Annotated in this window: 14 protein-coding genes; 10 read left to right on the plus strand and 4 right to left on the minus strand. The window is 44.7% G+C overall.

Annotated elements, in window-relative coordinates; all coding sequences use genetic code 11:
* Window positions 1–31: 31 nt before the first annotated feature.
* The 4 genes from C1G57_RS07195 to C1G57_RS07210 all read left to right on the plus strand — a co-directional run bounded on the left by C1G57_RS07195 (window position 32) and on the right by C1G57_RS07210 (window position 1,596).
* Complete coding sequence (locus tag C1G57_RS07195) at window positions 32–523, plus strand: adenylyltransferase/cytidyltransferase family protein (RefSeq protein ID WP_105114341.1); 492 nt, start codon at window positions 32–34, stop codon at window positions 521–523.
* Window positions 524–721: 198 nt separating this feature from the next.
* The gene (locus C1G57_RS07200) at window positions 722–1,105 is read left to right on the plus strand and encodes a hypothetical protein (protein WP_105114342.1); all 384 of its coding nucleotides are present in this window, start codon (window positions 722–724) and stop codon (window positions 1,103–1,105) included.
* Between the two features lie 18 nt (window positions 1,106–1,123).
* Window positions 1,124–1,357 (plus strand): hypothetical protein, encoded by a 234-nt coding sequence (locus tag C1G57_RS07205; protein WP_105109046.1) that lies wholly within the window; start codon window positions 1,124–1,126, stop codon window positions 1,355–1,357.
* Complete coding sequence (locus tag C1G57_RS07210) at window positions 1,354–1,596, plus strand: hypothetical protein (protein ID WP_105114343.1); 243 nt, start codon at window positions 1,354–1,356, stop codon at window positions 1,594–1,596. Before C1G57_RS07205 ends, C1G57_RS07210 begins: the two co-directional genes overlap by 4 nt.
* Before the next feature lie 104 nt (window positions 1,597–1,700).
* Here C1G57_RS07210 and dusB read toward each other — a convergent pair whose 3' ends face one another.
* The 3 genes from dusB to gshAB form a co-directional block, all read right to left on the minus strand.
* On the minus strand, window positions 1,701–2,705 hold the full coding sequence (gene dusB / locus C1G57_RS07215; RefSeq protein ID WP_105114344.1) for a tRNA dihydrouridine synthase DusB: 1,005 nt from the start codon (window positions 2,703–2,705) through the stop codon (window positions 1,701–1,703).
* Window positions 2,698–3,564, minus strand: coding sequence for an Hsp33 family molecular chaperone HslO (hslO, locus tag C1G57_RS07220; RefSeq protein WP_013730589.1), 867 nt, complete (start codon window positions 3,562–3,564; stop codon window positions 2,698–2,700). The genes dusB and hslO overlap by 8 nt, the downstream gene beginning before the upstream one ends.
* 78 nt (window positions 3,565–3,642) lie before the next feature.
* Window positions 3,643–5,874: a bifunctional glutamate--cysteine ligase GshA/glutathione synthetase GshB gene (gene gshAB / locus C1G57_RS07225; protein ID WP_105114345.1), complete on the minus strand. Its 2,232-nt coding sequence runs from the start codon at window positions 5,872–5,874 to the stop codon at window positions 3,643–3,645.
* Window positions 5,875–6,237: 363 nt separating this feature from the next.
* On the opposite strand from gshAB, the gene C1G57_RS07230 reads away from it, so the two are divergent.
* From C1G57_RS07230 to C1G57_RS07255, 6 genes are all read left to right on the plus strand, one after another.
* Window positions 6,238–7,530 carry an adenylosuccinate synthase gene (locus C1G57_RS07230; RefSeq protein ID WP_105114346.1) on the plus strand — a complete coding sequence of 431 codons (1,293 nt, stop codon included), beginning with the start codon at window positions 6,238–6,240 and terminating at the stop codon, window positions 7,528–7,530.
* Window positions 7,531–7,639: 109 nt separating this feature from the next.
* Entirely contained in the window at window positions 7,640–7,960 is a 321-nt protein-coding gene (gene yajC, locus C1G57_RS07235; RefSeq protein ID WP_105114347.1) for a preprotein translocase subunit YajC, read from the plus strand.
* 158 nt (window positions 7,961–8,118) lie between these two features.
* Window positions 8,119–8,874 carry an isoprenyl transferase gene (locus C1G57_RS07240; protein ID WP_105114348.1) on the plus strand — a complete coding sequence of 252 codons (756 nt, stop codon included), beginning with the start codon at window positions 8,119–8,121 and terminating at the stop codon, window positions 8,872–8,874.
* A gap of 21 nt (window positions 8,875–8,895) precedes the next feature.
* A complete protein-coding gene (locus tag C1G57_RS07245) occupies window positions 8,896–9,690 on the plus strand; it encodes a phosphatidate cytidylyltransferase (protein ID WP_161941129.1) in 795 nt (264 codons plus the stop codon).
* A 9-nt stretch (window positions 9,691–9,699) separates the two neighbouring features.
* Entirely contained in the window at window positions 9,700–10,959 is a 1,260-nt protein-coding gene (gene rseP, locus C1G57_RS07250; RefSeq protein WP_105114350.1) for an RIP metalloprotease RseP, read from the plus strand.
* 371 nt (window positions 10,960–11,330) lie between these two features.
* The gene (locus tag C1G57_RS07255) at window positions 11,331–13,184 is read left to right on the plus strand and encodes a proline--tRNA ligase (RefSeq protein WP_105114351.1); all 1,854 of its coding nucleotides are present in this window, start codon (window positions 11,331–11,333) and stop codon (window positions 13,182–13,184) included.
* A 156-nt stretch (window positions 13,185–13,340) separates the two neighbouring features.
* Here the strand turns inward: C1G57_RS07255 and gdhA are convergent, their stop codons facing one another.
* The gene (gene gdhA, locus C1G57_RS07260; RefSeq protein ID WP_105114352.1) at window positions 13,341–14,687 is read right to left on the minus strand and encodes an NADP-specific glutamate dehydrogenase; all 1,347 of its coding nucleotides are present in this window, start codon (window positions 14,685–14,687) and stop codon (window positions 13,341–13,343) included.
* Between the last annotated feature and the right edge of the window lie 125 nt (window positions 14,688–14,812).

Here is a 14,812-nt window from a genome sequence, read left to right on the forward strand (position 1 = left end):
TAAAATGGTTTTCGGGTGTGAAAGGTAAGGTATGAAACAAACCGTAGCAGTCGTTTTTGGAACCTTTGCTCCCATGCACAAGGGGCATTTGGATTTGATTGAACGAGCAAAGTTGGCTTGTGGTCAGGTTTGTGTGGTGGTTTCAGGATATGACAAGGATCGTGGGGATAGGATAGGTTTAGACCTGGCCAAACGTTTTCAATTTGCTCAAGAGCAGTTTAAGAAAGATGATTTGGTGAGAGTTTATGCGCTTGATGAAACCGACTTGCCAGCCTATCCAGATGGCTGGGATCTTTGGTTAGACCGCTTGCTTGCTTTGTTGGACCTGTCTGAAAATCAAGTGCCAGTCTTCTATGTGTCCGAGGAAGAATACGCTCAGGAACTGCATAGGCGAGGCTATCAAGCCCATTATAGTCCTAGAAAATTTGGTATTTCAGCCACCCTCATTCGTGAACATCCTCAACAATACCATGATTACATTGCCCCTGCCTTTCTGGCCTTTTTTGGAAAGGAAAGCATGTAAAACAGTATAGAAAAAACGCATAAAACCAGGTCATAACCTTGGTTTTATGCGTTTTTTATTACTGATTTTTACGAAAGTTCCATGTATTTTAACGAACGTTCGGAGATGCCTTGTATATGTACAAGAAAATACAATTTTTTTTGACTATTTTAATTTTATTTGTTACTATATACTCATCAAAAAAAGGAGGTGGTTCTTATGAAAAAGAATCTTTTGGAAAAAACTATCACTTGTTTTATTTGCTTGTTTACTGTATTGATTACAGTTATGTCATCAATGTCATCTGTTCAGGCTGCTAGTCGGATTGAAACACCTATCGAAACTAGGTCTATTCATAACTCAAACCTTGAAGGTGGTGGTAGATTATCTCATATAAATCTATCAGGATTTTCAAATAGATTTGGAACAGCAGCATCTGGTAGAGCTGGTACATATTTCGGACCAAGAGGAACTTATGTTGTGAGAGATTGGTCAGTCAATTCCGGAAATGGACCTCATGGAGGGAGCTATTGGAAACTATTCAACAGAAACGGTAAACCATTAGGTACATACGACAAGTATGGAAACTATCTACGACCATAGTTCAATTAGGAGGATTTAATGAAATCATTTCAACTAAATCATTTTGAAATTAAGATTTCTGAAAAACTACACCCAGTTTATGATGGAAATGATGAGATATTAGTTATCTTTCCAGACCATACTGCAATCTGCTGTCAGGTAAAACTTTCTAAAGAGGGTAGACTTTTGGTAGATACATTTTGGGGTGTGGAGCATGAAATCTCAGGTAACTCGGTAACTATTTATTCTATGGAAGAGGAGGGAGTTGAGTGAAACAGTATTCATTTAGACAGTATACTATCCATGTTCATCCAAATTTAAATGTGTTCATCGGAAATGATGAAACAGAACTGGTTCTCTATAGCAAAGAACCAGATTGTACACTTTTAGCCTTGCTAAGATGGTTACCAGATAAAAATTCTATTCGTATTATCAACCGTTGGAAATTAACCTACGAATACGACGATAAGAATAGTATCTACATTCATTACGACCCCGATTATCGTTACTAAACATGTAGTAATCTATACGAAAAAACGCATAAAATCAGGTCATAACCTTGGTTTTATGCGTTTTTCTGTTTCATTGTTAGCGAGTTTTAACCTGCCAGTTTATCTTATTTAGCAATCCGTTCTTGATAGGCTTCTCGTGCCTGGTCAAATAGTTCTTGGACCTGCTCAATGGTTTCTGCCTTGGCAACGGCTCCACGGATCTTGGCAGCCCCTGCTGAACCACGGAGATAGTGGGGAGCAAGACCACGGAATTCGCGGACGGCAACTGACTCGCCCTTGAGATTGGTCAATCGGGTCAGGTGGTCGAAGGCGACATTGAGTTTGTCATCGAAGGAGAGGTCGGGCAGGACTTCTCCAGTTTCAAGATAGTGGTTGATTTGGTTGAATATATAAGGATTTCCCATAGCAGTTCGTCCGACCATGACAGCATCAGCACCGACTTCCTCGATTCGCTGGCGGGCATCTTCTACATTGCGGATGTCTCCGTTTGCGATGAAGGGAATCTTGGTCAGGCTGCCAGCTACCTTGTTCAAGGTCTCTAGGTCAACTGTTCCTGTGTACATCTGCTCGCGGGTCCGTCCGTGCATGGCTAGGGCAGCCACACCGGCACTTTCTGCGGCCAGGGCATTTTCGACCGCAAGGTCGGTATTGTTCCAACCGGTCCGCATCTTAACGGTCAAGGGAATATCGAGGACTGAGGTCACTTCCTTGATGATGTGGTAGATCTTGTCGGGGTCCTTGAGCCACTTGGCACCTGCCTCGTTCTTGATGACCTTGTTGACAGGGCAACCCATGTTGATATCTACGATATTAGCTTTGGTGTTCTTCTGGATGAAGTCGGCAGCCCGTTTCAGTCCTTCGGCGTCGCCACCAAAAAGCTGGATAGACATAGGGTATTCGTTGTCGTCGATATGGAGCATATGGAGGGTCTTCTCGTTGTTGTAGAGAAGGCCTTTTTCAGAAATCATTTCCATAACGACTAGACCTGCGCCCATTTCTTTGGCAATGGTACGGAAGGCCGAGTTGGTCACGCCGGCCATTGGGGCTAGCACGCAGCGATTGGGGATTTCCACATCACCAATCATGAAAGGGGTATTGAGATTAGCCATTGATGAGTTCCTCCAAATCGTTTTCGTCAAAGTGGTAATGGGTCTGGCAGAATTGGCAGGTGATGTCCACGCCCTTGTCTTCTTCTTTCATCTCTTGCAGGTCTGTTTTGGGCAAGCTGGCTAGAGCATCGAGGAAGCGGTCTTTAGAGCAGTCGCAGACAAAGCCGATTTCCTCTTCTGACAGGCGTTTGAAGTCGTCGTCGCCATAAATGGCGGATAGCAGAGCTTCTATGTGGTTTTCAGAAGCCAGCAAGCTGGAGATGGCAGGCATTTCTTGGATACGTTTTTCGAAACGGGCAATCTCAGCCTCAGTCGCACCTGGCAGAACTTGCAGCAAGAATCCGCCAGCCACCTTGACCTTGTCTTCCTCGTCCAGCAATACATTGAGCCCCACCGCAGAAGGCGTCTGCTGGCTGTCTGTTAGGAAGTAGGCAAAGTCTTCACCGATTTCACCAGAAATCAAGGGTGTCATGGAGTTGTAAGGATGACCTGTTCCGTAGTCTGTGATGACTAGGAATTGTCCGTTCCCCACAAGAGGTCCAACGATGACTTCGCCAGTCGCTGTCCGTTTGTAATCCAAGTCTGGATTTTGAATGTAGCCCTTGACCTGACCTTTGGTATTGGCAACGGAGATGATAGCCCCAACAGCACCGCTGGCCAAGATTTTCAGGGTGATCTTGGTGTCGCCTTTTTCATTGGCAGCTAAAATTTGATTGGCAATGAGAGTGCGGCCCAGTGCAACGGTGGACGATGCCATAGTATCGTGTTTTTCTTGGGCTGTTTTCACGGTTTCTGTGCTGTCCAGCACAAAGGCACGAAAATGCCCGCTTTTTGATAGTGTCTTAATAATTTTATCCATAAGGACTATTATAGCACAAGTGGGGAAAATGGGGAAAGGGAGTGACCGAAAGTAAAAAACTGACTATGACTAGCCAGTTTACAGTTCAGGAAACAATTTCCGCAATATCTTCGGCGTAATGCTCTGACCAGGTCCTGCGTAGGTATAGGTATGCAGGTACATGCCAGGGTTGAAGTTGAGTTCGATGCAGGTACAGTTGGGCTCGTCTTTGCTGGCTGGCTTGGTGCAGTCAGGAATAATCAAATCTACACCGCAGGCCCAAGCTCCCATAGCAGTCGCCATATCGGCAGCCAGTTGCTTGTAGGTCTCGTCCATCTGATCGGTCATATCAATAGAGTCGCCACCGGTAGAGATGTTGGAATTGCCACGCAGAAAGGCTTGAACTCCCTCAGGCAAGACCGTATCAGGTGTGTAGCCCTGTTGCTCTAACATAAGCAGTTCGATGTCGCCCAAGTTAATGATTTCAAGCGGTGAACGGTGATCACGGCCACGCAGGGGATCTTGATTTTTTTGGTCCACTAATTCTCGGATGGTTGACTGCCCATCCCCAACGACATTGGCTGCGACGCGGAGCAGGACAGCCTCGCACTTGCCGTCCAAGATGAAGAAGCGGTACTCAGTTCCCGCTACGAACTCTTCCACCAGCACATGGCTATCTTCCGAAAAAGCGATGTCAAGGGCTTTTTCATAGTCTGCAAGGCTGGCAGGCTCTTGGAAGATAGAGATGCCTAGGCCGAAGTTGGTCGATTTTGGTTTGACAACAATAGCAGAGCTGGCTACCTGTCCGTAATGCCGCAGGGCATCTTCCTTGTTAGAAAATTCAGCTCCCGCAGGCACTGGAAAACCAGCCTGGTCCAGAATCTTCTTGGTTACGACCTTGTTGGCCATGGCGAGAGGAATGACATAGTTGTCCTTGGAGGTCATGTTGCCATTTTTGATGTACTCGATATGGTCACCATGCCAGAGTTTGAGAAACTGGTCTTCTTCATCCAAAATCTCGACATGCAAGCCCATTTGAATGGCGTCAAAGAGAATCATCTGGGTGGAGAGTTCCATGTTTTCATAGCCCTTGAGGGCGTATGGGGCTGTCCAAGCATAGTCATGGAAAGTCTTGCCTTGCTGCTGGCCAAATCGTTCCAAAGACCCGTCTTCAACCTGCTCTGCTATTTTTCCAGAAAGGGTCAGACGAGGGTCTCGAAGAGCTGCCTCTACCTGAGCAATGAGCTGGCTATAGTAGTCGTCCAGTCCGAAATGCTGAACGATAGCCTTCATGGCGGTCAGGATAGGGCTGGCGTCTGCCTCTGCTGGTAGGGGAGTGTGGGGATGGCTGAGGGCGATGCGGTTGTTGAGGTCTGCTGCCTGAGCCAATTCCTTGTCAACCTGCTCCATGTCATCAAGCCAGAGCAGAGCTAGAGCAAAGAGGTGGGTGGTGTCCAGCGTTTCTTGGCTAATGGCCAGAGGCTCGAGGGGGTTGAGGTCGAAGTTGCGGAACTCCAAGTAGGTAATGCCCTTAGTCAAGAAGTCCCGGCTGGTCTTGGCACCGCGGAGGCGAACCGCAGAGTAAAATTCCTTTTCGGCAGACAGTTGACCGCTAGCAACCGCCTGCTCGATGTCGGTCACATATTGCTCCAAAGAAGAGAAGGAGATGTGGACATCAGGGGTGTTGACATAGCCGTAGTTGGAATTGCGGATGGACCGCACGCAGCCGATTTCATCTGTCAAAAATCCTTTTTCAGCCAGACTGCTAGCTCCGTAGAGGTAGGTCAAGAGCCAGCGGTAGCGTAGGAAATTCTGAGCCAGCTTGAGATAGAGGGCATTTTTGAAGGTGATGAGGTCGTCGTAATCGCTGGCTTCAAAGAGTTGCTGGGTCAGGTCCTTGCCGAGCTCGAAGTTGTAGTGGATGCCTGACATAGACTGGAGCAACTTACCATAGCGTTCTGCCAAGCCGACACGGTACTGATACTCATAGTCACTTTCCAGTTGAGCAATTTGGATTTCTTCTTCTGAAATCACAGGTGGCATGGATAGGGGCCAGAGGTATTCCGTTTTTTCCATAGACCGCACCGCTACATCTGTGATGGCTCCGAGGAAACGACGTGCTTCCTTGGTCGAATGAGCCACGGGTGTAATCAGTTCTAGTTGTGGCTCGCTGTAATCGGTCTGAATATAGGGGTGAAAACTGCGTGAGCCCAGTTTTTCAGGATGTGGTGTCTGAGCCACGCGGTTGTCGCTATTTATTCGTAAGGATTCCCGTTCCAAACCAAAGGTGGCTTGGAGGATGGGACTATTTTGGGATAATTTCTGTAACATAAGCAATCCGTCCAATTTCTGATAGTGTCTTATACCAATTTTATCTAGTTTGTAAAACAAATACAAATTTCTGCTACGTTTTGAAAGAAAAAATGAAGTTGGTAAGAGGACAGGATTGGGAGGCTTCGGAAATTCCTGTCAAAAACAATTTTAAAAATGTTCAAGATAAGCGTTTGTTCGTATTTTGAGATTGAAAATAATGCAACAAGAAACAACATCCGATATAAACGAAAATATTGGAAATTCTTGAAAAAACGTTCGTTTTTTGATAGAATAGATTGTAAAACGAAACTTGCAGGTGAGATTCCTGCCAGAAGTAGAAGAAAGGCTGGACTGGTCAGCCAGTTCAGAGAAAGAGTGAATATGACATCAGTAGTTGTTGTAGGAACCCAATGGGGCGACGAAGGTAAGGGTAAAATTACAGACTTCTTGTCTGCTAATGCTGAAGTAATCGCGCGCTATCAAGGTGGAGATAATGCAGGACATACTATCGTTATCGACGGCACCAAGTATAAGTTGCACTTGATTCCGTCTGGAATTTTCTTCCCAGAAAAGATTTCGGTTATCGGAAATGGTGTAGTTGTCAATCCAAAATCCTTGGTTAAGGAAATCAACTACCTCCACGATTCAGGTGTGACGACAGATAATTTGCGGATTTCAGACCGCGCACATGTCATCTTGCCATATCACATCAAATTGGACCAGTTGCAGGAAGAATCCAAAGGTGAGAACAAGATTGGTACAACCAACAAGGGTATCGGTCCAGCTTACATGGACAAGGCTGCACGTGTTGGTATCCGTATTGCAGACCTCTTGGACAAGGAGATTTTTGCAGAGCGTTTGAAAACAAACTTGGCTGAGAAAAACCGTTTGTTTGAGAAAATGTATGAGTCAACGCCAATCGAGTTTGATGAAATTTTTGAAGAATACTACGCTTACGGTCAAGAAATTAAAAAATATGTAACAGATACCTCTGTTATCTTGAACGATGCTTTGGACCAAGGCAAACGTGTCTTGTTTGAAGGTGCCCAAGGGGTTATGTTGGATATTGACCAAGGTACTTATCCATTCGTTACTTCTTCGAACCCAGTTGCTGGTGGTGTGACCATCGGTAGTGGTGTCGGACCAAGCAAGATTGACAAGGTAGTTGGTGTATGTAAGGCCTACACTAGCCGTGTTGGTGACGGACCATTCCCAACTGAATTGCACGATGAAATCGGAGACCGTATCCGTGAAATCGGTAAAGAATACGGTACGACAACTGGCCGTCCACGCCGTGTCGGTTGGTTTGACTCTGTTGTCATGCGCCATAGCCGCCGTGTGTCAGGTATTACCAACTTGTCCCTCAACTCGATTGATGTCTTGTCAGGTCTTGACACCTTGAAAATCTGTGTGGCTTATGATTTGGATGGTGAGCGTATTGACCACTACCCAGCAAGCTTAGAACAACTCAAACGCTGCAAACCAATCTACGAAGAAATGCCAGGTTGGTCTGAAGACATCACAGGTGTACGTAGCTTGGATGAATTGCCAGAAGCGGCTCGCAACTATGTTCGTCGTATCAGCGAATTGGTCGGCGTGCGTATCTCAACCTTCTCGGTCGGCCCAGGTCGTGAACAGACTAACATCCTTGAGAGTGTGTGGAGTGCAAAATAAGATGGATAAAGGCTGAACGAGAGTTCGGTCTTTTTGCGCGACCGAATTTTGCTTTCTAGGCTGGAATTTGGTATAATGATGTTTATAAACTAAAAGAAGAGGTAAAAAAATGCCAGATTTACAAGGATTGTTATTTCCTGTTTTGATGCTTGCTATGATTGGTTTTATGTTCTATAGCCAGCGCAAACAACAAAAACAGCGCCAGGATGCACTTAGTCAGATTAAAAAAGGTGACGAGATTGTTACTATTGGTGGTCTGTTTGGTATTGTTGATGAAATCGATGAGAAGAAGGTTGTCTTGGACGTGGATGGGGTTTACCTGACCTTTGAACGTGGGGCTATTCGCAACCGTGTAGCCAGTGCTCCAGCAGCTTCAGCTATCGTGGAAGAAGCAAGTAAAGAAAAAACAGAAACAGCTATCGAAGAATAGATGACTGAAAGCCGAGGAAAGCCTCGGTTTTTTGCTTGACTGTGCTAGCTGATTTTTGCTTAACAGCCTATAAATATGGTATAATAGACTGATTATATCCTTATTTTTTGTCAGTATGACGGAGAAAATAGAGTAAATAACATCTTAAGGAAACTACCATGTTCAAATTTCAATTTAAAAAGAAGGAAAGCATTGAAACAGCTATTGAGGTACCCAAGCATATAGCGGTCATCATGGATGGCAATGGTCGCTGGGCCAAGAAGCGGATGCAACCTCGGATTATGGGGCACAAGGCTGGAATGGATGCCCTTCAAAAAGTGACCAAGACGGCATCAGATTTAGGTGTGAAAGTCTTGACGGTCTATGCTTTTTCAACAGAAAATTGGTCCAGACCAGAGAAAGAAGTGAAGTTTATCATGAACTTGCCTGTGGAATTTTATGATAAATATGTGCCAGAACTCCATGCCAATAATGTTAAAATCCAGATGATTGGGGATCATTCTAAGCTTCCAGAGGCTACTTTGAATGCCTTGTACAAGGCAGAGCAAAAAACCAAGAATAATACGGGTTTGATTTTGAATTTTGCCCTGAATTACGGTGGGCGTGATGAGGTGACCCGAGCAATAAAGGCCATTGCACAAGATGTCTTGGATGCCAAGTTTAATCCAGGGGATATTGATGAGAAGCTGATTGCAGACTATCTCTATACTGGAAGTCTATCGCCTGCTCTTCGTGATCCTGATTTGGTTATTCGGACCAGTGGAGAATTGCGCTTGAGTAATTTCTTGCCTTGGCAGACAGCCTATAGTGAGCTGTATTTTACAGATATTGCTTGGCCAGATTTTGATGGTGAGGCACTGAAATTAGCTATTAAAGAATACAACCGTCGCCACAGGCGTTTTGGTGGCGTGTAAGGAGAGGTTATGACAAACGATTTGCAGAAACGAGTGGTATTTGGAGGGATTGCTTTTGCGGTCTTCCTTCCCTTTTTATTGCTAGGAGGAACTGCCTTTCATTTCTTCGTAGGCCTATTAGCGATGATTGCTACGGCTGAATTGATTAAGATGCACGGTTTAACTCCCTACTCTATTGAGGGGACTTTGGCCATGTTGGCAAGTTTGGTTTTGACCTTGCCCTTGCAGAATTACCTGACTTTTTTACCAACGGATGGCAACTACACAGCCTATGCCATTGTCGTATTCCTTCTTCTCGGAACGACCGTTTTTAATTTGGGAGAGTACAACTACTCGGATGTTGTTTTTCCGATTGCCTCCAGTTTTTATGTAGGGATTGGTTTTCATAATCTCTTGTTGGCACGGACGGATGGCTTGAATAAGGTGTTCTTTGCACTTTGTATTGTATGGGCAACGGATATTGGGGCTTATCTGGTTGGTCGCCAATTTGGTCGAAGAAAGTTATTACCAAAAGTATCACCCAATAAGACGGTGGAAGGATTTTTTGGTGGGATTGGCTCCGCTCTCGTCTTGTCGATTATTTTCTTATTGGTTGATGAAAGCCTTCGAGCAGGTTATCCCTTCTTCTTGATGTTGGTATTGGTGGCCATTTTCTCTGCTTTTGTTCAATTTGGTGATTTAGTAGAAAGTGCTATTAAGCGCCACTTTGGTGTTAAGGATTCTGGCAATCTGATTCCAGGTCATGGTGGTATTTTAGACCGCTTTGATGGTGTGATCTTTGTCTTTCCTATCATGCACTTCTTTGGACTGTTTTAAGGAGGGACTATGAAGGGAATTTTAGCCTTTATCTTTATATTTGGTGTGATTGTAGTTGTTCATGAATTTGGGCATTTCTACTTTGCCAAAAAATCCGGCATTCTTGTCAGAGAATTTGCCATTGGTATGGGCCCTAAAATCTTTGCTCACATTGGTAAAGATGGGACGGCTTATACTATTCGTATCCTTCCGCTCGGTGGCTATGTTCGTATGGCTGGTTGGGGTGAAGATAAGACGGAAATTAAGACGGGGACGCCAGCTAGCCTGACCTTGAATGCAGATGGAGTTGTTACTCGTATTAATCTTTCCGGCAAACAACTTGATAATCTGAGTTTACCTATGAACGTGACCGGTTTTGATTTTGAGGAAAAACTAGAAATCACAGGCTTGGTGTTAGATGAAAACAAGACTTACAAGGTTGACCACGATGCTACGATTGTAGAGGAAGATGGAACGGAAGTTCGGATTGCTCCGCTGGATGTTCAATATCAAAATGCGACTGTCTGGGGGAAGTTGATAACCAACTTTGCTGGTCCTATGAATAACTTTATTCTAGGTACCTTTATTTTCATCATGCTTGTCTTTGCTCAGGGTGGGGTTGCTGACCCAACGAGCAATGCGGTTCGTGTAACGGATGGAGGGGCTTTACAAGCGGCAGGCATTGTTACTGGCGATAAAATCTTGTCTATCAATGGTCAAGCAACGGACAATTACACAGAGATTGCCGGCATCATCAGTCAGGCAGCTTCAGAAGCTACTACAGCTCCAAGTTTTGATTTGGTCGTAGAGCATAAAGGAACTGAAAAATCGCTCACGGTTACGGCTGAAAAGGTTGAGGATAGTTACCGAATTGGCGTTTCCCCCATTTTAAAAACAGGTTTCTTTGACATGATTGTTGGAGGTTTCCAGCGAGCAGGAGAAACAGCCCTTATCGTTGTAACAGCCTTGAAGAATTTGATTGCCAACTTTGATGTCAAGCAGTTGGGCGGACCAGTTGCCATTTATTCTGTCAGCAATCAAGCTGCCGCAAATGGCTGGTTCTCAGTCTTTAATCTGATGGCTATGTTGTCGATCAATATCGGTATTTTCAACCTTATCCCAATACCAGCTTTGGATGGTGGTAAGATTGTCATGAACATTTTAGAAGGCATTCGCAGAAAGCCGCTTAAACCAGAAACAGAATCCTATATCACTCTAGCAGGAGTTGCCATTATGGTTGTTCTCATGCTAGTCGTGACCTGGAATGACATTATGCGTGTCTTCTTCTAAATAAAAACTACGAAAGGAATTGAACACGGGCTGAAACCGTGTCTTCCTGACAAACAAATGATGAAAGGAACTGAATGCGTGCTAAACGCAGGATGTTCTGAAAAATACGAAAGGAACTGAACACGGGCTGAAACCTGTGTCTTCCTGACAAACAAATGATGAAAGGAACAAAGGAGGTTCGTAATTGAACTCGGTCTAAAAACTCGGAAAATAGATTGAGAGCTACGCCTCTGGATTTCTAATCAAGTAAACTACGAAAGGAATTGAACACGGGCTGAAACCTGTGCAAAAAAGATAAATCATTTTGTGTGTTAGCACACTGCAATGATTTCCTATTTTTGCTTTGGTTTCCACGCCCTTTGTATCTTAATATGAAACAGTCTAAAATGATTATCCCTACTTTGCGGGAGATGCCTTCGGATGCGTCGGTGATTAGCCACGCTTTGATGTTGCGTGCGGGTTATGTCCGTCAGATTTCTGCTGGTATTTACAGCTACTTGCCATTGGCTAATCGTGTGATTGAAAAAGCAAAAAATATCATGCGGGAGGAGTTTGATAAGATTGATGCTATTGAATTTTTGGCACCAGCTCTCTTATCAGCGGACATTTGGCGCGAGTCAGGTCGTTACGAAACATATGGCGACGATCTTTACAAGCTCAAAAACCGCGAAGGTTCTGACTTTATCTTGGGTCCAACCCACGAAGAAACGGTGACACTATTGGCGCGTGATGCGGTGCAATCTTACAAGCAGTTACCACTCAACATTTACCAAATCCAGCCAAAATACCGTGATGAAAAACGTCCTCGTAACGGGCTTCTCCGTGGTCGTGAGTTTATCATGAAAGATGGTTACAGCTTCCACGCCAGCTATGAAAGCTTGGACCAGACCTATGACGACTACAAGGCAGCTTATGAGGCTATTTTCACTCGTGCAGGCTTGGAGTTCAAAGCTATTATCGGTGATGGTGGTGCCATGGGCGGTAAGGACAGCCAGGAATTTATGGCTATTACCCCAGACCGTACTGACCTGGATCGTTGGGTTGTATTGGACAAATCTGTTGCTTCTTTTGATGAAATTCCAGAGGATGTTCTTGAAGCGATCAAGGCAGAACTCTTGGCTTGGTCTGTGTCTGGTGAAGACACCATCGCCTACTCTAGCGAATCTGGCTACGCTGCCAACCTGGAAATGGCAACCAGCGAGTACAAACCAAGTACAGCAGTTGTCGTCGAAGAAGACTTGGTTAAAGTGGCTACACCTGATGCTAAAACCATCGACGAAGTTGCTGCCTTCTTGAATGTCGCTGAAGAGCAAACCATCAAAACCATGCTCTTTATGGCAGATGGTGAGCCAGTTGTTGCCCTCCTTGTTGGCAATGACCAGGTCAACGATGTTAAATTGAAAAACCACCTTGGTGCAGATTTCTTTGATGCTGCTAGCCCAGCGGATGCGGAAAACATTTTCGGTGCAGGATTTGGTTCCCTTGGCCCAGTTGGCTTGCCAGAAAATATCAAGATTATTGCAGACCGCAAGGTGCAAGATGTGAAAAATGCTGTAGTCGGTGCCAACGAAGACGGCTTCCACTACACAGGTGCCAATGCAGGACGTGATTTCCAAGTGACTGAGTATGTGGACATTCGCGAAGTCAAGGAAGGTGAGCCTTCTCCAGACGGACACGGGGTTCTCAACTTTGCCCGTGGTATCGAGATTGGTCACATCTTCAAACTCGGTACACGCTATTCAGACAGCATGAATGCCAACATCTTGGATGAAAATGGTCGTTCTATGCCGATTATCATGGGATGCTACGGAATCGGTGTTAGTCGTCTCTTGTCAGCCGTTCTTGAGCAACACGCTCGCCTCTTTGTTAACAAGACGCCAAAAGGTGAATACCGTTACGCTTGGGGGATCAACTTCCCTAAAGAATTGGCTCCGTTTGATGTGCATCTAATCCCAGTCAACGTAAAAGACGAAGAAGCTATGGCATTGACTCAGTCAATCGAAGCCAGCTTGGTTGGCGCAGGCTACGAAGTCTTGACAGATGATCGTAATGAGCGTGTCGGTGTGAAGTTCTCTGACAGTGACTTAATTGGTTTGCCAATCCGTGTGACAGTTGGTAAGAAAGCTGCTGACGGCATTGTTGAAGTGAAAATCAAAGGTACAGGTGATACGGTTGAAGTCCACGTGGATCAACTGCTTGAAACCTTACAAATTTTGACTAAGTAATAGTAAATTAAGCAGATAACCTGTCCAGTTTAGTTTGGGCAGGTTTTTGCTTGTATCGATCAGGACTTATATATTTTCAGAGCAAAGAAAAACTCCCAAATTGGCACGTCAATCTGGGAGTCATTTTCATTATAGTAAGGGAAACTAAAGGTTTCCTTACACTAATCCTTGAGCAATCATTGCGTCAGCAACTTGCTCGAAGGCTGCGATGTTGGCACCTGCAAGGTAGTCAGTACCAAGGTTGTATTTTTCAGCTGTTTCTTTGGCTGTGTTGAAGATATTAGCCATGATGTCCTTGAGGCGACCGTCCACTTCCTCACGAGTCCATGACAAGCGGAGGCTGTTTTGGCTCATTTCAAGAGCAGACACAGCTACACCACCAGCGTTGGCTGCTTTTGCAAGACCGTATAGAACGCCGTTTTCTTTGTAGACTTTGATAGCGTCAAGGTCAGATGGCATATTGGCACCTTCAGCAACACAGTAAACACCATTTTTTACGAGGGCAGTAGCTTGTTTACCGCTGATTTCGTTTTGAGTTGCACATGGAAGGGCAATATCAGCTTTTCCATCGTAGTTCCATACAGAACCTTCGAAGTATTGAGCAGTTGCTTTTTCAGCAGCATATTCTGTCAAACGAGCACGACGGTTGTTTTTGATGTCGCAAAGAAGGTCAAAATCGATACCTGTTTCGTCAATGATGTAACCATTTGAATCAGACACAGAGATAACTTTTGCTCCAAGTTCAGTGGCTTTTTGTACTGCAAATTGAGCTACGTTACCAGAACCTGAGATAAGTACAGTTTGGTCTTTGAAGGATTTACCGTTTGCAGCCAACATATTGTCAGTGAAGTAAACCAAGCCGTAACCAGTTGCTTCTGGGCGGATGAGTGAACCACCGAAGCCAAGAGGTTTACCAGTCAAGACACCTGCATCAAACTGACGAAGGCGCTTGTATTGACCGTACATATAACCAATCTCGCGACCACCAACACCGATGTCACCGGCAGGAACGTCAAGAGAAGGACCGATATGTTTTTGCAATTCTGTCATAAAGCTTTGGCAGAAGCGCATGATTTCAGCATCAGTCTTGCCTTTAGGGTCAAAGTCTGAACCACCTTTACCACCACCGATTGGGAGACCAGTTAAAACGTTTTTGAAGATTTGCTCAAAACCGAGGAACTTCAAGATAGATTGGTTAACAGTTGGGTGGAAGCGAAGACCGCCCTTGTAAGGACCTACTGCTGAGTTGTATTGTACACGGTAGCCGCGGTTCACCTGTACCTTACCGTCCTTGTCAGTCCATGGTACACGGAAGCTGATGATACGCTCAGGTTCTACAATACGAGCTAAGATATTTTCTTCAATATACTCTGGGTGAGCTTCAATAACAGGCTCAAGAGTGTTGAAGAGTTCTTCAACAGCTTGAAGGAACTCAGTTTCATGTGGGTTGCGGGCTTTGACTGCTTCAAAAGAGGCTTGGATATAAGCTTTTGCATTTGACATAGGGTCACCTGATTTCTATTTTATTTATTAAATTGTCTGACAATTTAATTTATCTGATAATTATTATAGCACTCGATTTTTTTCTTGTAAAGTAAAAAATGCACTATTAAGAAAAATTGTTGGAA

Source organism: Streptococcus suis (assembly GCF_002960425.1).
Lineage (GTDB): Bacteria > Bacillota > Bacilli > Lactobacillales > Streptococcaceae > Streptococcus > Streptococcus suis_S.

Bases quoted from the DNA above. Each gene is read 5' to 3' on its own strand.
- C1G57_RS07195 (WP_105114341.1), top strand. From the start codon at position 32: ATGAAACAAACCGTAGCAGTCGTTTTTGGAACCTTTGCTCCCATGCAC.
- C1G57_RS07200 (WP_105114342.1), top strand. From the start codon at position 722: ATGAAAAAGAATCTTTTGGAAAAAACTATCACTTGTTTTATTTGCTTG.
- C1G57_RS07205 (WP_105109046.1), top strand. From the start codon at position 1,124: ATGAAATCATTTCAACTAAATCATTTTGAAATTAAGATTTCTGAAAAA.
- dusB (WP_105114344.1), bottom strand. From the start codon at position 2,705: ATGGCTAATCTCAATACCCCTTTCATGATTGGTGATGTGGAAATCCCC.
- hslO (WP_013730589.1), bottom strand. From the start codon at position 3,564: ATGGATAAAATTATTAAGACACTATCAAAAAGCGGGCATTTTCGTGCC.
- gshAB (WP_105114345.1), bottom strand. From the start codon at position 5,874: ATGTTACAGAAATTATCCCAAAATAGTCCCATCCTCCAAGCCACCTTT.
- C1G57_RS07230 (WP_105114346.1), top strand. From the start codon at position 6,238: ATGACATCAGTAGTTGTTGTAGGAACCCAATGGGGCGACGAAGGTAAG.
- yajC (WP_105114347.1), top strand. From the start codon at position 7,640: ATGCCAGATTTACAAGGATTGTTATTTCCTGTTTTGATGCTTGCTATG.
- C1G57_RS07240 (WP_105114348.1), top strand. From the start codon at position 8,119: ATGTTCAAATTTCAATTTAAAAAGAAGGAAAGCATTGAAACAGCTATT.
- rseP (WP_105114350.1), top strand. From the start codon at position 9,700: ATGAAGGGAATTTTAGCCTTTATCTTTATATTTGGTGTGATTGTAGTT.
- C1G57_RS07255 (WP_105114351.1), top strand. From the start codon at position 11,331: ATGAAACAGTCTAAAATGATTATCCCTACTTTGCGGGAGATGCCTTCG.
- gdhA (WP_105114352.1), bottom strand. From the start codon at position 14,687: ATGTCAAATGCAAAAGCTTATATCCAAGCCTCTTTTGAAGCAGTCAAA.